The 18,779-nt window shown below is 61.9% G+C and carries 15 protein-coding genes; 5 read left to right on the forward strand and 10 right to left on the reverse strand.

What is annotated here, in order from left to right; translation table 11 throughout:
• Positions 1–67: 67 nt before the first annotated feature.
• Both QEN71_RS25950 and QEN71_RS25955 read right to left on the reverse strand, forming a co-directional pair.
• Positions 68–1,669 carry a hybrid sensor histidine kinase/response regulator gene (locus tag QEN71_RS25950; protein WP_201650952.1) on the reverse strand — a complete coding sequence of 534 codons (1,602 nt, stop codon included), beginning with the start codon at positions 1,667–1,669 and terminating at the stop codon, positions 68–70.
• A gap of 328 nt (positions 1,670–1,997) precedes the next feature.
• Positions 1,998–2,594: a lipocalin family protein gene (locus tag QEN71_RS25955; RefSeq protein ID WP_201650951.1), complete on the reverse strand. Its 597-nt coding sequence runs from the start codon at positions 2,592–2,594 to the stop codon at positions 1,998–2,000.
• Between the two features lie 190 nt (positions 2,595–2,784).
• Between QEN71_RS25955 and QEN71_RS25960 the strand changes: the two genes are divergently transcribed.
• Positions 2,785–3,780, forward strand: a complete 996-nt coding sequence (locus QEN71_RS25960) for an aldo/keto reductase (protein WP_201650950.1) — start codon at positions 2,785–2,787, stop codon at positions 3,778–3,780.
• Here QEN71_RS25960 and QEN71_RS25965 read toward each other — a convergent pair.
• The 8 genes from QEN71_RS25965 to QEN71_RS26000 form a co-directional block, all read right to left on the reverse strand.
• Positions 3,777–4,340: a YbhB/YbcL family Raf kinase inhibitor-like protein gene (locus tag QEN71_RS25965; RefSeq protein ID WP_201650949.1), complete on the reverse strand. Its 564-nt coding sequence runs from the start codon at positions 4,338–4,340 to the stop codon at positions 3,777–3,779. The two genes, QEN71_RS25960 and QEN71_RS25965, sit on opposite strands and share 4 nt — an antisense overlap.
• An 85-nt stretch (positions 4,341–4,425) precedes the next feature.
• Positions 4,426–5,235 carry an ROK family protein gene (locus QEN71_RS25970; protein ID WP_201650948.1) on the reverse strand — a complete coding sequence of 270 codons (810 nt, stop codon included), beginning with the start codon at positions 5,233–5,235 and terminating at the stop codon, positions 4,426–4,428.
• A 46-nt stretch (positions 5,236–5,281) separates the two neighbouring features.
• A complete protein-coding gene (gene zwf, locus QEN71_RS25975) occupies positions 5,282–6,871 on the reverse strand; it encodes a glucose-6-phosphate dehydrogenase (protein ID WP_201650947.1) in 1,590 nt (529 codons plus the stop codon).
• Between the two features lie 103 nt (positions 6,872–6,974).
• Positions 6,975–9,710, reverse strand: a complete 2,736-nt coding sequence (locus QEN71_RS25980) for an MGH1-like glycoside hydrolase domain-containing protein (protein WP_201650946.1) — start codon at positions 9,708–9,710, stop codon at positions 6,975–6,977.
• 56 nt (positions 9,711–9,766) lie between these two features.
• The gene (locus QEN71_RS25985) at positions 9,767–11,743 is read right to left on the reverse strand and encodes an amylo-alpha-1,6-glucosidase (RefSeq protein WP_201650945.1); all 1,977 of its coding nucleotides are present in this window, start codon (positions 11,741–11,743) and stop codon (positions 9,767–9,769) included.
• Positions 11,744–11,832: 89 nt separating this feature from the next.
• Positions 11,833–13,230, reverse strand: a complete 1,398-nt coding sequence (locus QEN71_RS25990; RefSeq protein ID WP_201650944.1) for an ATP-binding protein — start codon at positions 13,228–13,230, stop codon at positions 11,833–11,835.
• On the reverse strand, positions 13,227–13,940 hold the full coding sequence (locus QEN71_RS25995) for a response regulator (RefSeq protein WP_201650943.1): 714 nt from the start codon (positions 13,938–13,940) through the stop codon (positions 13,227–13,229). Before QEN71_RS25995 ends, QEN71_RS25990 begins: the two co-directional genes overlap by 4 nt.
• A gap of 73 nt (positions 13,941–14,013) precedes the next feature.
• Positions 14,014–14,307, reverse strand: a complete 294-nt coding sequence (locus tag QEN71_RS26000) for a CREC-EF hand family protein (RefSeq protein WP_201650942.1) — start codon at positions 14,305–14,307, stop codon at positions 14,014–14,016.
• A 330-nt stretch (positions 14,308–14,637) separates the two neighbouring features.
• Here QEN71_RS26000 and QEN71_RS26005 point away from each other — a divergent pair, with 330 nt between their 5' ends.
• The 4 genes from QEN71_RS26005 to QEN71_RS26020 all read left to right on the forward strand — a co-directional run bounded on the left by QEN71_RS26005 (position 14,638) and on the right by QEN71_RS26020 (position 18,777).
• Positions 14,638–14,994, forward strand: a complete 357-nt coding sequence (locus QEN71_RS26005; protein WP_201650941.1) for a hypothetical protein — start codon at positions 14,638–14,640, stop codon at positions 14,992–14,994.
• A 115-nt stretch (positions 14,995–15,109) separates the two neighbouring features.
• Positions 15,110–15,580, forward strand: a complete 471-nt coding sequence (locus QEN71_RS26010) for a ferritin-like domain-containing protein (protein WP_201650940.1) — start codon at positions 15,110–15,112, stop codon at positions 15,578–15,580.
• A 492-nt stretch (positions 15,581–16,072) separates the two neighbouring features.
• Positions 16,073–17,524, forward strand: a complete 1,452-nt coding sequence (locus QEN71_RS26015) for an efflux transporter outer membrane subunit (RefSeq protein WP_233471815.1) — start codon at positions 16,073–16,075, stop codon at positions 17,522–17,524.
• Between the two features lie 101 nt (positions 17,525–17,625).
• A complete protein-coding gene (locus QEN71_RS26020; RefSeq protein ID WP_201650938.1) occupies positions 17,626–18,777 on the forward strand; it encodes an efflux RND transporter periplasmic adaptor subunit in 1,152 nt (383 codons plus the stop codon).
• The last annotated feature ends 2 nt before the right edge of the window (positions 18,778–18,779 follow it).

Below are 18,779 nucleotides of genomic sequence, written 5' to 3' on the forward strand. Positions count from 1 at the left end.
GCATCAAATGGAAAGAACGACCATGCGTTCTTTCGATATCCACACCGACCCTGCTGCTTTATGAAACTTATCCGACGCCCGTCGGCCCGTTGAGAACGATCCTCACCTTGCGCGCCAGTTCGGCACGCCTGTAGGGCTTGTGAATGATGTCGAACTCACTGCCGTTCGCGTCCGTCCGTTCGAGCGATGCATCGGCATAACCTGTCGTCAGCAGCACCTTGATCTTCGGATGCAGCCGCCGCGCCTCGCGCGCGAGCATCACGCCGTTCATGTTGCCGGGCATGATGAGATCGGTGAACAGCAGGTCGACGGTGGCGCCGTCCTCCAGGATGTCCATCGCCTCTTTCGTGTTCAGCACGACGCGTGTGCGATAGCCGATCTGTTCGAGCATCGCCTGCGCAACCTCTGCCACTTCCACGCGATCGTCGACGATCAGGATCGTTTCGTTGCCTGCCTTTTCGATCGCTTTCGGAGCAGATGGCCGACGCTGAGCATTGCCTCCGACAGCGGGGAAATAGAGCCGCAGCGTCGTGCCGACGTCGGGCTCCGAATACAGATTCACCGCGCCGCCCGACTGCTTTGCGAAGCCATAGACCATCGACAGCCCGAGCCCTGTGCCCTTGCCTTCGTCCTTCGTCGTGAAGAACGGATCCATCACGCGGTCGAGTATTTCAGGCGGAATACCGCATCCGTTGTCCGAAATCGCGATGGTCACATAGCAACCCGGGCGCAGGTCGGCGAATCCGACCATCTCCTGCTGTTCCAGTTCGACGGTCTCGGTGCGTACCGTCACCACGCCATCGCGCCGCGACGTGAGCGCATCGCGCGCATTCAGCAGCACGTTGAGCAACGCGACTTCGAGCTGGGTGGAGTCGACGCGGCAATTGCCGAGCCCTTGCTCATATTCCGTCTTCAGCGAAATGTTTCCACCGAGCGTGCGCCGCGCGAGTTCGACCATGCTGTCGGCCAGCGTGTTCAGATTGACGGTGCGTCCCACGAGCTTCTGCTTGCGCGCGAATGCGAGCAGTTGCTGGGTCAGCGTCGTCGCTCTGGCGACCGCGCCGCGTATGCGATCGAGGCTTTGCAGCATCATCGCGCTTTGCGCATTGTCTTCGATGCCCATTTGCAGCACATCGACATAACCCGCCATCACCTGCAGCAGATTGTTGAAGTCGTGCGCAATGCCGCCCGTCAACTGGCCGAGCGCCTCCATCTTTTGCGCCTGATGCAGCGCATCTTCCGCGTCGCGACGGCGGCTGACGTCCAGCTGCGAACCGAAGAAGTACACGAGTTCGCCCCGCTCGTTGAACACGGGCGAAATGAACAGCGCGTTCCAGAACGTCGAACCATCCTTGCGATAGTTGAGTATTTCCGTCGCGAGTTCGCGGCGATCCGCGACTGCGTCGCGCACTTCGTCGATGGTCGCGCGATCCGTTTCCGGCCCTTGCAGAAAGCGGCAGTTGCTGCCGATGATCTCCGGCAACTCGTAACCCGTCATGCGCAGGAACGCGTGGTTCGCGAAGATCACGGGGTTGTCGGGCAGATTGGGATCGGTGACGATCATCGGCATGCATGTCGTCGATACGGCGGCGAAGAAGATATCGTCCCGATGATCGCTGATTCGATGCGCGCCGCTCCGGATGGTCGTGACTGTAGGGTTCGTATCCATGGCCTTTGACGCAGTGTGGTGCGACAAGCCACGGTTCCTTCACTCGACGCTTTACGTGGGCATGTCACACTCCGGTTGGGAATGCCGCACCGATCTGCGCAGACCGATGCGGAGTCGCAATACCTGCGATACGTGCAATACGTGCTTCAATGCGAAATCCATGCCGACGCAGGAAAGCGGAAGTAATTGCGCGAAAACGCGAAAAACAAAGGGAAGAGTTACCGCGTTGAAGTGCAGCGCCTGGCTGCAATTGAAGGATCGTCAGTGCCCAATTACGCAAAAGGAAAGAGCGATAGCAATATTTTCAATCAGACTCTTCTCACGCGCGTCACTGCTGCGTACGCCGCAACATCGACACGTCATAGCCCAACGAACGCACGCGTTCCAGCAGCGCACGTTGCAATTCGAGCGACGGTTTCGCGTCACGCGTGAGTATCCACAGATACGTTCCGCCCGGTTCGCCGACGATCGACCATCCATAGTCGTCGTCATGATCCAGCACCCAGTAGTCGCCGACATAGAACGGCCCGAAGAACGACACCTTCAGCTTTGCGTTGTTCGAATCGGGCGACACGCGCGCCTTGCCGCGCGCGATCCGGCGCGGTCCATCTGCGCTACCTTCGCGACCGCTGTTGATCACGCTGATCACACCGTCGTCGCGCATCGCGTAGTCGGCCGTGACGAAATCGCGGCCGCGTTCGAAGCGGTTGTCGTAGCGCGCGAATTCGTACCAGCGCCCCAGGTAGCGATTCAGATCGACGCGCTTTGCAGGCTCGGGCACACGCGCAATGCCGCGTTTTCTTTTGATGACGACGGCGCACGCGACCAGCACTCCAGCAGCGACGACAGCCGCGCCCACAAGTAATGCGCGCCCACGCGACGCGCTGTGTTCCCGTTGCTCACTTGCACTTCTTTCGACACTCATCGGAGATAGACCTCGACGGGCGACAAAACCGTTTAGACCTTACGCACTTAAAAAGTTTTCGCTGCGCGACCCGATGTGCTGTCAGCACAATGTATGCGTCATGGCAGCGCCGCGGCACCGGCTCGCAATAGCCGCTATGCTCTCTCTTCTCCAATTCAATGCTGCACTCAACCTTCTCGCGGAGTCGATCATGCAATACCGCAAATTCGGCCGTACGGGCCTGACTGTCTCGCGTTTGTGTCTCGGAACGATGACGTTCGGTTTGCAAACCGAAGAAGACGTGTCGCGTGGCATTCTCGACAAGGCTGCGGACGCCGGCGTCAATTTCATCGATACCGCCGATGTCTATCCGCTCGGTGGCAGCGAAGATCTCGCGGGGCGCACCGAGGAGATCATCGGACGCTGGCTCAAAGGTAAGCGCGAGCGCTTCATACTCGCGACGAAAGCGGTCGGCAAGGTCGGCCCGCATCCGTGGAATCAGGGCGCATCGCGCAAGCATCTGCTCGACGCCATCGACGATTCGCTGCGCCGCCTGAATACCGATTACGTCGACCTGTATCAACTGCATTCAGACGACCGCGACACGCCGCTCGACGAAACGCTCGAAGCACTCGACGTGATCGTGCGTTCGGGCAAGGCGCGTTATATCGGTGTGTCGAACTATCTGGCCTATCGGCTCGCGCGCATGCTGGGGCGCGCAGACGTGTTGCGTGCCGCGCGCTTCGTATCGGTGCAGCCGCGCTACAACCTGCTGTTCCGGCAGATCGAACGCGAACTGCTGCCGCTCGCCGACGAAGAAGGCCTCGCGGTGATTCCGTACAACCCGCTCGCGGGCGGACTGCTGACGGGCAAACATCGTCACGACGCAAAGCCGACGGACGGACGCTTCACCGAAACGGTCGGCAAGGCAGGCGCGATGTACTCGGAGCGCTACTGGCACGAGCGCGAGTTCAAGACCATCGACACGCTGCGCGACATCAACGCGAAAACGGGCGAGCCGATGACGAAGACGGCGATCGCCTGGGTGCTCGCGAATCCGACCATCACGTCGGCGATCATCGGTGCGAGCCGCGTCGAACAATTGGACGACTCGCTTGCCGCCGTCGACTATGCACTCGATCCCGAGGTCAGGAAGCAGCTCGACGAAGCGACCGTCGAGTATCGCTGGGGCGATGCGCCGCGCTAACGCCCATAGCGCAGCACCGTACTGCTCGCGGCCAGCACGTGATTCGTGACGGCCGCGAGAAACGCGTCGTGATTGAGGTTGGCTGGGAGCGCATCGGGCGCGAGATCGAGCGCATAGACCTGCAACACGTAGTGATGCGGCACATCGCCTACGGGCGGGCACGGTCCGTAGTACCCTGGCTTGCCCGTTCGATTGACCCCGCTCTCACTGCCCTCAGGCGCCGACGCGCCGTGCGCCATCGCATTCATCGACGCGGGTATGCCGTACAACACCCAATGAATCACGCCGATGCCCTTCGCACCGTCTGGATCGAAGAGCGTCACCGCGAAGCTGCGCGTGCCCGAAGGGGCATTGCGCCACTGCACGGCAGGCGACTGATTGCCGCCGCCGCAATTGTTCGCGCTTGCGGCGTGGCTCGAATCGATCGTGCCGCCATCGGCCGTACCCGGCGACGTGACCTCGAAAGCGTCCGCCGCGACAGCAGCATGCGTGAAGCCCGTCGAGCACGCGATCGATAGGGCAAATGCCGCGAGCCGGACGTAGTGCGGAAAAGTTTTCATGGCGGGCTCCGTCGAAAGGTAAGCAGCCGCGCAGGGCCGCGCTGGACGAAACGAACGGGCATACCGTTTTATTCCGCACCTGCCCTTAGCGGAATGCACCCGCCTTCTGATTCGCTTCCGGCAACTGCCGCGTTTCGCGCACCGACTTCGGATGCCACAACTTCGCACCGCCTTCGATACCAGCCGCATTCGACACGATGGCTGCATCATGCGGCAGCTCGAATGTCAGGCGCTCCGCATTGCCACCGCCGATCCACAGCTTGTCGTAATTGACAAGCGTAGCCAGAATCGCGATCACCTTTTCGACGCGCTTGTTCCAGCGCTTCGTACCGGCCTTTTCGCGCGCTGCGTTGCCGATGTACTCGTCATACGTGCGTCCCTTGCTGACGGGATGATGCGCGAGTTCGAGATGCGGCATCAGCTCGCCGTCACGAAAGAGCGCCGTGCCCGCGCCCGTCCCCAGCGTCAGTACGAATTCGATGCCGTGTCCTTCGATCGCGGCGAAACCCTGCATTTCGGCATCGTTGATCATGCGCACGGGCAAGCCGCCCACGCGCGCCGCAAGCTGATCCGCGAGCGGAAAGCCACGCCAGCTCGCATCGCCGATATTGGGCGCGGTGATGACACAGTTGTCGCGCACGACGCCGGGGAATCCGATCGACATCAGCGTCGGATGATGTGCATCGACGAGCGGCTGCACGAGCGTCGCGAGCGTATCGACGAGTTGTTCCGGCTTGCACGGATGCGGTGTCGCCACGCGCACGCGCTCGCTTTTCATCTCGCCACCCGCGTCGATCACAGCGGCCTTCAATCCCGTACCGCCGACGTCGATCGCGAGGATGCGTTCTTCAGTGCTGGCAGCTTTGCGTTGCTTCGCTTCTTTACCGTTGGCCAAGTCGTCGCCTCCATTCGTTTTCGTGTTGACAGGTCTACTGCGATGTCTACTCCGCGCCTTGCAGCGGCCGCCATGCGCGGCCGTCGCGCGCAAGCAGTTCGTCGGCCTGCGCCGGCCCGTTGCCGCCCGCAGGATAGCCATGCACTTGCATCGCGCCGCCTTCGGGATGCAGCACGCGGTCTACTGAACACCAGCTCGACTCGATACTGTCGGCGCGCTGAAACAGCGTCTCGTCGCCGAGCATGCAGTCGTACAGCAGCGTCTCATAGCCGACGTTCGCGCGTTCGTCGAAGAAGTCGTTGTAGTTGAACGCGGAACGCACCGCGCCCATCTGCATCGTCGGTCCGGGGATCTTCACATTGAAGTCGAAGCGCGTACCGTGCGCGGGATCGATGCGCAGGGTGAAAACATTCGGCGTCAACGATTCGACGGGTGTGTCGCGGAACATCAGGAACGGCACGCGCTTCAGTTGCACGGCGATCTCCGTGCGGCGCGCAGCCATGCGTTTGCCCGTGCGCAGATAGAACGGCACGCCTGCCCAGCGCCAGTTGTCGATGAATACGCGCGCGGCTGCGTAGGTCTCCGTCGTGCTGTCTCGCGCGACATCCGGTTCGTCGCGATAGCCCACGCCCGCTCCGCCTTTCTCGTACTGGCCGAACACGACGTCCTTCGGCGTGAGCGGCTCGATCGCATCGAACAGTTCGGCCTTCTTGTCGCGCACGGCTTCGGCATCGAACGAATTGGGCGGCTCCAGCGCGACCATCGCGAGCAGCTGGAACAGATGGTTCGGCACCATGTCGCGGAACGCGCCCGTCTGCTCGTAGAACTTGCCGCGCCCTTCCACGCCGAGCGTTTCGGCCGCCGTGATCTGCACGCTGTCGATATACTCGCGCCGCCACACCGGCTCGAACATCGCATTCGCGAAGCGCACGGCGAGAATGCTTTGCACCGTGTCCTTGCCGAGAAAGTGATCGATGCGATACACCTGCGATTCGCTCGCGAATTGCAGAATGTGCGCGTTCAGATCGCGTGCGGAAGCGAGGTCCGTGCCGAACGGCTTCTCGATCACGAGACGCCGGAAGCGGCCATCGCTTTTCTCGTCTTCCTTGAGCAGGCCATGCTTGCCGAGCCGCTCGACGATCGGCCTGAAAAAGCGCGCGCCGACCGCGAGGTAGAAAATCGCGTTGCCATGCGACGTTTTCTCGATGCGTTGCTTGAGCGTTTCGAACACGTCGTCGGCTTCGAATTCGCCCGCCATGTACTCCATGCGCGACGACAGCCACTTCCATGCTTTCTCGTCGACCTTGCCGGTGTGAGACTCGCTGGCCTTGTCCGCGGCGAACTGCTGCAACGACTGGCCGAGATCGTCGACCCACGCCTTCGTTTCGCGCTCGCCGTGATTGACGCCGATGATATTCATGCCGTCGTCGAGCAGGCCGTCGACGGTGAGGTTATAGAGCGACGGCGTCAGGAGCCGTTTGGTGAGATCGCCGCCCGCACCGAAAATGACGAGCGTGCATGGCGGCGCAGGCCGCTTGCCTGCGGGACTGGCCGCAGCCGCATGCGGCCCCGCGCCGATCTTGCAGCTGGCGAGCTGGGTAGATGAAGCGTCGGTGTGTTTCGCGTCGTTGGACATGGCACGCTTTCCGTCGATGAGCCACGAATGGCGATATCTGAAAGACCAGCCACGACGCCGCGTGGTTCAATCTGACGGCAGCGTCGTTAGCATGCAGTGCGTTCTACTTTGCAGAAGCCGTCACCTGTTCGGATTCCGGCACCTCGCCCGTCGCGGGCAAAATTCCCGAACTCGTGCGTTCGCGCGGTTGCAGCAGCAACGCGACGAGGCCCGTCCATCCCGTCTGATGCGACGCACCCACACCGCGCCCGTTATCGCCGTGAAAGTATTCATGAAAGAGCACGAGATCCTGCGAACGCGGATCTGCCTGCAACAACGGATACGCGGCCATCACAGGGCGCTCGTTATTCTTGTCCTTCAGGAACAGCGTCGTGGTGCGCTTTGCGAGCGCATCGGCGATTTCGGACAAAGACAACTTGTTGCCCGAACCTGTCGGATACTCGACACGAAAATCGTCGCCGTAATAGCGATGAAACTCGTACAGCGATTCGATCAGCAGATAGTTCACGGGCATCCATACGGGCCCGCGCCAGTTCGAATTGCCGCCGAATACGCGTGAATCCGATTCAGCGGGCAGATACTTCACGCAGAAGCTCTGTCCATTGTGCTGATACACATATGGCTGATCGCGATGCACGCGCGACAGTGCGCGCACGCCGTGATCGGACAGAAATTCGGCTTCGTCGAGCGCGCGCTTGAGCAGCGCTTTCATCCGATGCCCACGCAGAAGCGAAAGCAGCAGCGCATTGCCGCGCCCCGGCTCGTTCCATCGCGACACGAGGCTCGCGAGATCGGGACGGTTGCGCAGGAACCAGACCAGCCGATCGCGCAAACCGGGCAGCGAGCCATGCAGACGCTCTTCGAGCACATGGACGGCGAGCAGCGGAATCAGACCGACAATCGAGCGCACGCGCATCGGCACATTGGTGCCGTCGGGCAGGCGCAGCTTGTCATAGAAGAACTCGTCTTCCGTGTCCCACAGGCCCGTTTCGCAGCCGTCTTCGCAACTCACCGCCTGTGCGATGTACAGAAAGTGCTCGAAGAACTTCACGCCGATATCGACGAATACATGATTCGCAAACGCGAGTTCCAGCGCGATACGCATGAGATCCAGCGCATACGCCGCCATCCATGCAGTACCGTCGGCCTGATCGATATGACCGCCTGTCGGCAGCGGCGACGAGCGGTCGAAAATGCCGACGTTATCGAGCCCGAGAAAACCGCCCTGGAAAATGTTGCGGCCGTCCGCATCCTTGCGATTCACCCACCACGCGAAGTTGAGCAGCAGCTTGTGAAAAACGAGTTCGAGAAAGTCGCGATCGCCCTTGCCCATCAACGCGCGATCGATCTCATACACACGCCACGCGGCCCACGCATGCACGGGCGGATTCGCGTCGCTGAAGGCCCATTCGTATGCGGGAATCTGTCCGTTCGGATGCATGTAGCGATCCTTGACCAGCAGCAGCAACTGACGCTTCGCAAACGCAGGATCGATCAATGCGAACGCCGCCGCATGAAACGCAAGGTCCCACGACGCGTACCACGGGTACTCCCACTTGTCGGGCATCGACACGATGTCCGCATTGCACAGATGCCGCCAATCGCGATTGCGTCCGTTCTTGCGCGACGCGGGCGGTGTCGGCTGCAAGGGATCGCCGTCCATCCAGCGCTGCACGTCGAACTGATAGTACTGCTTTGACCACAGCATGCCCGCCAGCGCCTGACGTTGCACGAGCCGCTCGTCGGCGCCTTCGATATCGTGTTGCAACGCCGCATAGAACGCGTCCGCTTCGGCGATGCGTTGCGCGAACAGATCGTCTGCGCAAAACGGCGTTTCGTCGACGGCGAACTCGGGCCGCCAGCGCAGATAGACGACGGCCGTGCCGTGCGGCGGCAGATTCAGCGGCACATGTGCGGCTGCTTTCGTGCCGCCGTCGCGCCGGATCGCATCGGCATCGCCGTGCACGAGGTAATCGTTGAAGCCGTCCTTGAAGGGGCCTTCGGCATCCATGTTGAAATGGCGCCTGACGTTCGTATCGTTCTCGCAGAAGAGCCATTCGAGCACGGTCGTATCGGGCGACCATGCCGTCACGATGATCGGCTCATGACCCGGATGCGTGCCGAGCAGACGCGTGACGTCATGCACGGTTTCCTTCGTGAGCCTGGGACGCTCGGGCGTCTCTTTCCACGACCACTTGTTGCGCGCCCAGATTTGCGGCAGCAGATCGAGCGACGCCGATTCGTCCGCGCGATTCTCGACGGTGACGCGCATCACGATGTCTTCGGGCGTGTTCTTCGCGTACTCGACCGTGACGTCGAAATAACAGAGGTCGTCGAACACGCCCGTATCGAGCACTTCGTATTCGGGCAGGTCCGCGCCGCGACGCCCGTTCTCTTCGACGAGATCCTGATAGGGATACGCGGCATGCGGGTACTTGTAGAGCATCCGCATATACGAATGCGTTGGCGTGCCGTCGAGATAGAAGTACAGTTCCTTGACGTCTTCGCCGTGGTTGCCTTCCTGGTTCGTGAGACCGAACAGACGTTCCTTGAGGATGGGATCGGCGCGATTCCACATCGCGATCGACACGCACCAGTTCAACGTGTCGTCGCCGAATCCCGCGATGCCGTCCTCGCCCCAGCGATAAGCGCGGCTGCGTGCGTGATCGTGCGGGAAGTAGTCCCACGCGGTGCCGTCGGGACTGTAATCTTCGCGCACCGTGCCCCACTGACGCTCGCTCAGATACGGGCCCCAACGCTGCCATCGCGAGCATTCGCCGGAATGCAGGCGGCTCCCTTCGACCGTGGCAAGCAGATTTCCAGCGCGCAGCGGAGGCATGGCAGCGTCCTCGTCTCTCGGGTGACGGTGGGAGTCACATCGTAGCGCGGAATGGGTTAGTCGGGTCGGGAAGGTGGCTGGCCTTCCTGGTGCACTTCGCCCAGCAACGCCGCCATCCGCAACCGCTCCCCCAGCGACCACGCCTGAAACGGCGTCCCGCCCGGCGCATGCGGCGCATCACCGTCCGCGACTTCCGACAGATGATCGAGGCCCGCCCGATCCAGATGCGCATCGAGCGGCGCGAGAAAGCGCGTGCGCGCCGCACTGCGCGCGGCATCGTCGCGAGGTTGCACGCGCAGCCATGCTTCGACGAACGGCCCGAGCAGCCACGGCCACACCGTCCCCTGGTGATACGCGCCATCGCGCTCCAGCGGCGCGCCTCCATAACGCCCGCGATACGCAGGATCTTCTGGCGACAACGTGCGCAACCCGAGCGGCGTCAGCAGATGTGCTTCGACTTGTGCAACGACGGCGCGCGCCGTTTCGCCTTCGAGCAGCGCGTACGGCAACCCGCCCACCGCAAAAATCTGATTGGGCCGGATCGAACGATCGACGGCACCTTGCACATGATCGACATCGACGTTGTCGAACAGTGCGCCTGATTGCGGATCGACGAAGCGCTGCGCGAAGGATGCCGCCGTGCGCTCAGCAGCTTCTTTCCAGCGCGCGTTCCATTGCGATGCAATTCGCAATGCGTTGAACCACAACGCCTGCACTTCGACAGGCTTGCCGATACGCGGCGTCACGACCCAGTCGCCGACCTTCGCGTCCATCCACGTCAGCTGCACGCCGGGTACGCCCGCGCGCAGCAGGCCGTCGGCGTCGGCGCGAATGCCGTAGCGCGTGCCCTGCGTATAGCCGGACAGAATCGTCTCAACGGCTTCATGCAGACGTTCTACCGTCGCGTTCGACGCATGTCCCGTCGCCAGATAGTCGTGCACGGCGATCACGAACCAGAGCGACGCATCGACCGAGTTGTACTCCGGCTCGTCGCCGTAGTCGGGAAAGCGGTTCGGGCACATGCCCTGCGAAATCGTGCTTGCCCATGCGAGCAGAATCGCTTCGGCTTCCGCGTGCCGCCCCGTCGCGATCAGCAGGCCGCGCATTGCGATGAACGTATCGCGGCCCCAATCGGTGAACCACGGAAAGCCCGCGACGATCGTACGGCCCGTCGAGCGCGCGACGACATATGCATCGGCGGAACGATGCAAACGTGAGGCGAAGCTCGCTCTGCGCTTTGCTTCAGTCTCTGCCAGCGCGTTCGCACGATCAAGCGCGTGTTGTACAACATCGTTCGATACACCGGCGCTCAATATCACCACCGCGTCTTCGGCACGCAGATCGAATGTGAAAACACCTGGCGTTGCGAGGTCTTCCGTAAAGTCGAGGCCGCGCTCACGTTCGCGCACATAACAGAAGTTGCGATACCAGTCGGGCGCGTGTTCGTATATGCCGTTGGTCAAGAAGCGAACGACAGGCAAATCGTGATACGGCTGCCACTGCACGTATGCGCCATCGATCGCAGCAGAAAAATCAAATGCACCGTTCTCGTGATGCAGCGCGTGATAGTCGCGGCCCGACAGCAACGGACGGACATGTAACGTGAAAGCGGCAACGCGATGCGCATCGCCAGCGAATTCGACGTGCCAGCGCAGCACCGTTTCGCATGTTTCCTTCGCGACGAACGTCTCGGCGATCACGCGGGTTTCATCATCGATACGGAAACGCCATGTCGGCCACGGCGTCGTATCGAATGAGATCAGACTCGCGGCGATGTCGGGATAGACGATATCGGGCGCATAGCGCTGCATCGTCAATGGATAGCGCGCCCCGTTCGCTTCGAGCCACGCCTCGATGCCGTTGACGAGCACCACGCGTCCCGACGGAGGCCGCGTCGCCGTCAGCAGCAGTGCGTGATAGCGGCGCGTGCGCAGCATGCCGACGGTGCCCGACGCGAAGCCGCCAAAGCCATCGGCTTCGAGCCACTCGTCTTCCAGACGTTCGATATCAAAGGGAGAGTCGACGCGTGTCATCGCTGGTGCCGCCGTGCGCCGGCGGCCGGAATCAGGACAGCCGACAGATTAGCGGCTCGCACGTGAATTGTCTTGCGCGCCAAAACCGTTCAGAGGGCAGGCTGCGCCGTCGATGTCTCGCCTGAAGCGGGGGCCGTACCCGCTGCATGCGTATCGAGCCGGATCGGCAGCACGGCCCACACCTCAAGGCCTCCACCTTCGCGCGCATGAAACTCCAGCGTGCCGCCATGCAAACGCGCAATGCGCTCGACGATCGCCAGCCCCAGCCCCGTGCCGCCCGTTTTTCCATGCGCGTTCTTGCCGCGCTGAAACGGCGCCTTCAGCCGTTCGAGTTCTTCCGCGCTCAGCCCTTTACCGCGATCGCCGACAGCCACAACAATCGCGTTCGCATCCGCCCACGTTCTGACCGAGAGTCCCGTCTGCCCATAGACGACGGCGTTCTGCATCAGGTTCATCACGAGCCGCATCATCGTGATCGGCCTGAACGCGTGCTCGGGCAACTCGCCCAGTTGCAAATCGAATTCATGCCCGAGCCCCGCGAAGTCCGCGGCCAGCTGGCTGATCAAGCCGTTCAAATCGCCCCGCTGCGGCGTCTCGCGTTCGCCGCTGCCCGCATAGTCCATGAACTGCTGCAGGATCGTATCGATCGTGTCGAGATACGACTCCGCTGCGACGACGAATGTTTCGTCGCCATTGGTGTCGTTGGCCATCGCCATCGCGAGACGCAGCTTCGTCAACGGCGTGCGGATATCGTGCGAAATGCCCGCAAGCATCAGCGCGCGCGTCGCTTCCGCCTGCTGAAGCGCCTGCGTCATCTGGTTGAATGCGCCGCTCACCTGCGCGATTTCCGTCGGTCCGTCGACGGGCAGCGGCGGCGGCGTCTCGCCCGCGCTCACGCGCCGCGCCGCATGCGCCAGTTCGCGCAGCGGCCGGTTCAGATAAGCCTGCAATGCAAAACCCGTCAGCGCGGCGAGCATGCCGAGTCCGATCGACAGCAGCACCGCCGTCAGCATGCCGCCGCCCTGCGCTTCCTCGGGCACCTGCAAGCCGATCCAGTATGGCGTAGCGGCCACGTGCATGCGTATCCACATGCGCGGATGCGGCGCGCCTTGCCAGCGCACTTCCGTGCCCGGCGGCAGATAGCGATGCAGCGTCTCCAGAAAGGTCACCAGCTGATACGTGCGGTAGAACGCCAGCACGCGAACATGCGGCTCGGAAACGGCTTCGGCGGGCGGTTCGCTGCGTGCATCGAGACGCGCGACGAGCGTTTCGCGCGCATTTTCAGGCGAAGCCGTCAGCGCGTTGTCCAATGTCTTGATGTATGTGCCGAACACGGCAGCCGCACGTTCGACGCGCGGCTTCTGCACATAGTGAATCAGCACGGTCAGCGCGCAAACCTGGCTGAACGCCACCAGCACGATCAGCAGCGCGATGTTGCGTCCCAGCACGCTGCGGGGCAGCACATACCGCAATGCGCGCGCGCTCATACTTCGACGTCGGCGACGAGCATATAGCCGACGCCCCACACGGTCTTGATGAAACGCGGCTTCGACGGATCGTGTTCGATCGCCTGCCGCAGCCGCAAAATCTGCACGTCGATACTGCGATCGAGCGCATCGTGATCGCGCCCGCGCGCACGCGCGATCAGGTTGTCGCGGCTCACCGCACGATTCGGCGATGCAGCAAGCGCGGTAAGCAGCAACATCTGCGCCGAATGCAGTTCCATGAGGTCTTCCTGACGATACAGACACTGCTTGCCGACATCGAGCCGGAAGTCGCCGAAGCGCAGCGATTGTGTCGTGACGGTCGGATCGTTCGATGCGATTTTCTGGCGGCGCAGCAGCGAATTGATACGCGCGACGAGTTCACGCGGCAGGAAGGGTTTCGCGAGGTAATCGTCGGCGCCAGTTTCGAGTCCGATCACGCGATCGAGCGGATCGCCCTTGGCCGTGAGCATCAGAATGGGCAGCGTGTGCCCTTCCGCCCGCAGTTTCGCGCAGATCTGCAGGCCGTCTTCTTCGCCGATCATCAGATCGAGCACGAGCAGATCGTAGGGCTCGCGCTGCAGATAGCGTTCGAGCCGCTTGCTGTTCTCGACGGCACGGACTTCGAAGCCATGGCCGCTCAGAAAGCGCTGCAGCATGTTGCGGAGTTCCGCTTCGTCGTCGAGCACGATGATGCGGGCGGGTCGGTCCATGCAAGACTCCTTCGTCGCTCATGCGACTGGCCATACTGCAAACAGTGTAGCTTCATGCCGACCCGTTTTTATGTCAATGCGAACCCGCTCGCTGCGCCATGAATTCCTCGATCTGCGCGAGCGTTACATAGCCCTGCTTCTGCGTGTCGATCTCGGCGAAGTACTGCGCGACGCGTGGCATGCCCGTCTGCGCCTGGGCCAGCGTCAGCTTGCCGTCGTGCGTCGTGTTGGCAGCCGAAAAGCGTTCCTGCAGCTGCGACATCATGCGTTCCATACGCGGCGAGCTGGACATCGGTTGCGGCGCCGTCTGGGCCATCGCGCCCGTCGATGCAATGCACAAAGCAAGAATAGCGATCAGCTTTTTCATTTCCCATCTCCATCGTTTCATTCAACTTCTTCGCTACGTGGTGTTGCGATTCGTCGTTGGCGAAGCGAATTCTGGTTGCCGGACCCGGAGAAGGCAATTTCAAAGTTATGTCGCGATATGTCATCCCGTTGAGCGTCATTCGCCGCATGTTCACTGACGATGCATTGTGCGTTCTGCAGCATCCGCTACACATATGAGCGTGCTTTTTCCGACATCGAATGAAACAAGTTATCGCTGCCCTTCGAAGGATGCGATGCGTATCGTTTGCACGTCGGCGGCAACGTTATGGACTTCACCCGCATCCGCCGATGTCCGCTTCAGGAGTTTCATGTGAACATTCGCTCTGCTTATACGTCCGCGATCGCCGCAATGGGGATCGCCTGCTCGACCAGCGCCTTCGCCGGCACCGTCTTCGTTCATGCCGCCTATGTGCCCGCCGCGCTCTATGTGCCGGCGCGCACGCTCTATTACGTGCCGCCACAACCGCATTACGTGGTGCCCGTCGTACCCGCCGCGCCTGTCGTGCCGTATGTCGCCGTGGTGCCGCCACCCGCGCCCGCGAAGCCATTGCCCTATGCGACGGTCGCCGTGCCCATCGTCGCGGCGCCCGCCTGGGCCGTCGTGCCGCCAAGGAACGTCGTGTATGCGCAACCGGTCGCAGTCGCTCCCGTCGTCATCACGCGATAAGAACGTGAAGCCATTCATGCGGCGATTCACTTGATCTTTGCAGAGGTGCGTCCAACAATAAAACCTCTGTCGTCGCAACATTCACCGACTTTCGACTCGCATCACGGAGGGCCATATGCCGGAGATCGAAAAAGACAAGGTCATCGCCGTGCTGAACCAGATTCTCGAATCCGAGCTGGCAGGCGTGGTTCGCTATACGCACTACTCTTTTCTCGTGTTCGGCTTTGGCCGTATTCCCATCGTGTCGTGGCTGCGTCAGCAGGCTGACGAATCGCTCACGCATGCGCATCTGGCAGGCGAATGGATCACGACGCTCGGTGAGTATCCGTCGCTGGGCATCGGGCCGCTGCTCGATTCGCATACGACGGATATCGCGTCGATCCTGCGCGAATCGCTGACGGCGGAAGAGGTCGCGCTCGGTCTCTATCGCGATCTGCTCGCGCTGGTGAAGGACCGCTCGGTCGCGCTCGAAGAATATGCGCGGCAGATGATCGCCACGGAAGAAATGCATGCGGGCGAAGTCGACAAGATGCTGCGCAAGCCAGGCACAGTGGCGACTTCCGGCGAGCGCGGCGCAGCGCATTAGGGCATTAGCGAAGTCATGCTGTAAGGGCGCGATCGCACACCCAGGTGCCGCGCTCAATTGTCAAATCATCCACCGCGACCATATTCGATCGCTCACCGAATCGTTCATCTATCTCTGCTTCCACAAGCGTCGCGTGTATCAGAACGTGATGCATGCGGCGCTTTTGACATTCAGCACGCACGCGGCATTTAACGTTTACCGATAGCGACGCACGTCTATTCCCCTAAAGCTTCTGCAAGCATGATCGCGTTTGCAACTACCCATGCTAGGCTATGCGCGGCATCAAGCTGTTGAATTCTGCATCCGCTGTTTCGTTCGTAGTCCGCGCAGGCAACATAGGGTGGATAGATGATCGATGACGTCAATGGCAGTTTCAGTCGCAGTCGTTCGCACAGACTTTCATGCCTGGCGTTACGCCGTTCTTCCGTTCGCGAGTCCGGCGCCCATTCCCTTTCGATCACCTCTTCTGTCGCCATTCTGGGCGCGGCGTTGATGTCGCTGTCCGGCTGCATGGTCGGCCCCGATTACCGCACGCCTGCCCCGCCCGCCACCGAAACCTATACGCCCACACCGTTACCCGATCAGACGGCATCGTCGCCGGGCGCATCGGGCGTGACCCAGCAGTTCGTCGCCGGGCAGGATATTCCCGCGCAATGGTGGACGCTCTTTCATTGCGAGCCGCTCGACGCGCTGATCCGCGAAGCGCTCGCCAACAGTCCGAACGTCGCGGCGGCGCAGGCCGCGTTGCGACAAGCCGGCGAGAACTACCGCGCGGAAGTAGGCAGCGCGCTCTATCCGTCCGTCGATGCAAAGCTCAATGCGACGCGCGAGAAGTTCAACGGCGTCACGTTCGGCCAGCCTGGGCTGACAGAAGAGTTGAATCTGTATAACGCGTCGGTGAATGTCTCGTACAACCTCGACGTGTTCGGCGGCTCGCGTCGCGAACTCGAATCGCTACGCTCGCAGATCGATTACCAGGGCTATCAGTTGCAGGCTGCGTATCTCGCGCTGTCGGCGAACATCGTCACTGCCGCCGTCAAGGAAGCGTCGCTGCGCGAGCAGATCGACGCCACCGAACGCATCGCCTCCGACCAGTCGTCGCAACTCGAGGTGTTGCGCAAGCAATTCGATCTGGGCGGCGTGAGCCGCACGTCAGTGCTCTCGCAGGAGACCTTGCTCGCGCAAACACGCGCGACGCTGCCGCCGCTGCGTCAATCGCTCGATCAGACGCGGCATCAGCTTGCTGTGCTCGCGGGCAAGCCGCCGAGCGATACGGGCGTGCCTGAATTCAGGCTGTCGATGTTCACGCTGCCGCAAAGCTTGCCGGTGAGTTTGCCTTCTTCGCTCGTGCGGCAGCGCCCCGACATACTCGCCGCCGACGCCACGCTGCATCAGGCAAGCGCCCAGGTCGGCGTGGCGACGGCGAACATGTATCCGCAGATCACGCTGTCCGCGAGTTACGGCCCGCAAGCGCTGACGCCCGCCGGTCTGCTCAAGTATGCGGACATGATCTGGAGTATCGGCGCGGGTATCACGCAGCCGATCTTTCACGGCGGTCAATTGAGCGCGCAAAAGCGCGCAGCCGAAGCCGCCTTCGATCAGGCCAACGCGCAGTATCGGCAAACCGTATTGCTCGCGTTCCAGAACGTCGCCGATACGTTGCGCGCGCTCGAACACGATGCGACAGGTCTCGCCGCGCAAACGGACGCATGGCACTCGGCCAGCGATTCGCTCGATCTGACGCGCGGCCAGTTTCGTGTCGGCGGCGTCAGCTATCTGGCGCTGCTCGATGCGCAGCGCCAATACCAGCAGACCGTCGTGAATCTCGCGCAGGCGCAGGCCGCGCGCTACGCGGACACGGCTGCGCTGTTCCAGGCGCTCGGTGGCGGCTGGTGGAACGACACGACGACGAGCCAGGCCGCGCCCGTCGCGACGCCGCAGTGATTCTTCACGCAGTAACCGCGCAGTAACTGCATAGCGCCTGCGATGAAACGCAGCGCAGCCGGACAGGTTTGTGCATCAGTTTGCCGTGCAAGGACATGACGATGACGACGAAAAGACGGATGACAAAACGGATGATCATCATGCTGATCTGCGTGGGCGTGCTGCTCGGCGGACTGATCGGCTTCAATCTGTTCAAGGCGCACATGATCAAGAAGTTCATGGCGAGCAACGCGGTGCCCTCCGCCACCGTCACGTCCGCCGTCGCGAGTTATCAGCAATGGCAGCCGCAGCTGTCGGCGGTGGGCAGCCTGCGCGCGGTGCGCGGCGTCGACGTGACGACGGAAGTCGCAGGACTCGTGCGCGAGATTCCATTCAACTCGGGACAGGAAGTGAAGGCGGGACAGGTGCTCGTGCGCCTGAACGACGATTCGGACCGTGCGCAACTCGCGTCGCTGCAAGCGTCGGCGGAACTCGCGCAAACCGTCTACAAGCGCGACAAGGCGCAGTTCGACATTCAGGCGATCGCAAAGGCGCAACTCGACGCCGATGCCGCCGACCTCAAAAGCAAGCGCGCACAGGTCGATCAGCAGGCCGCGCTGGTCGACAAGAAAACGATCCGCGCGCCGTTCGCGGGACGCGTCGGCATCACGACGGTGAATCCCGGTCAGTACATCAATCCCGGCGATGCCATCGTCACGCTGCAGGCCATCGATCCCATCTACGCCGATTTCTATCTGCCGCAACAGCAGCTTGGGCAATTGCAGGTGGGACAAAGCATCGTCGTGGATACGAATGCGTATAGCAGCCGTACTTTCGACGGCAAGATCCGTTCGATCAATCCGCGCGTCGACAACACGACGCGCAACGTGCAGATCGAAGCGACCGTCGACAATCGCGAGCGCAAGCTGCTGCCCGGCATGTACGCGAACGTGAAGATCGACGCGGGCAACGTCGAGCGATATCTGACGCTGCCGCAAACGGCCATCACGTACAACCCGTACGGCGCGACCGTGTTCGTCGTCAAGCCGGGCGAGCACAAGGACGCGCAAGGCAAGGTCATGCCCATCGCACAACAGGTGTTCGTCACGCCGGGGCCCACGCGCGGCGATCAGGTCGCGATTCTCAAGGGCATCGCGGAAGGCACGCAGGTGGTCACGAGCGGCCAGCTGAAACTGAAGAACGGGACGCCGCTTGTGATCGACAATCGCGTGCAGCCCGCGGACAGTCCGAATCCGACGCCTCAGGAACAATAAGG

Origin of the sequence: Paraburkholderia sabiae (genome assembly GCF_030412785.1) — a bacterium.
Classification (GTDB): Bacteria; Pseudomonadota; Gammaproteobacteria; order Burkholderiales; family Burkholderiaceae; genus Paraburkholderia; species Paraburkholderia sabiae.

Bases quoted from the DNA above. Each gene is read 5' to 3' on its own strand.
- QEN71_RS25950 (WP_201650952.1), bottom strand. From the start codon at position 1,669: ATGGATACGAACCCTACAGTCACGACCATCCGGAGCGGCGCGCATCGA.
- QEN71_RS25955 (WP_201650951.1), bottom strand. From the start codon at position 2,594: ATGAGTGTCGAAAGAAGTGCAAGTGAGCAACGGGAACACAGCGCGTCG.
- QEN71_RS25960 (WP_201650950.1), top strand. From the start codon at position 2,785: ATGCAATACCGCAAATTCGGCCGTACGGGCCTGACTGTCTCGCGTTTG.
- QEN71_RS25965 (WP_201650949.1), bottom strand. From the start codon at position 4,340: ATGAAAACTTTTCCGCACTACGTCCGGCTCGCGGCATTTGCCCTATCG.
- zwf (WP_201650947.1), bottom strand. From the start codon at position 6,871: ATGTCCAACGACGCGAAACACACCGACGCTTCATCTACCCAGCTCGCC.
- QEN71_RS25980 (WP_201650946.1), bottom strand. From the start codon at position 9,710: ATGCCTCCGCTGCGCGCTGGAAATCTGCTTGCCACGGTCGAAGGGAGC.
- QEN71_RS25985 (WP_201650945.1), bottom strand. From the start codon at position 11,743: ATGACACGCGTCGACTCTCCCTTTGATATCGAACGTCTGGAAGACGAG.
- QEN71_RS25990 (WP_201650944.1), bottom strand. From the start codon at position 13,230: ATGAGCGCGCGCGCATTGCGGTATGTGCTGCCCCGCAGCGTGCTGGGA.
- QEN71_RS25995 (WP_201650943.1), bottom strand. From the start codon at position 13,940: ATGGACCGACCCGCCCGCATCATCGTGCTCGACGACGAAGCGGAACTC.
- QEN71_RS26000 (WP_201650942.1), bottom strand. From the start codon at position 14,307: ATGAAAAAGCTGATCGCTATTCTTGCTTTGTGCATTGCATCGACGGGC.
- QEN71_RS26010 (WP_201650940.1), top strand. From the start codon at position 15,110: ATGCCGGAGATCGAAAAAGACAAGGTCATCGCCGTGCTGAACCAGATT.
- QEN71_RS26015 (WP_233471815.1), top strand. From the start codon at position 16,073: ATGTCGCTGTCCGGCTGCATGGTCGGCCCCGATTACCGCACGCCTGCC.
- QEN71_RS26020 (WP_201650938.1), top strand. From the start codon at position 17,626: ATGACGACGAAAAGACGGATGACAAAACGGATGATCATCATGCTGATC.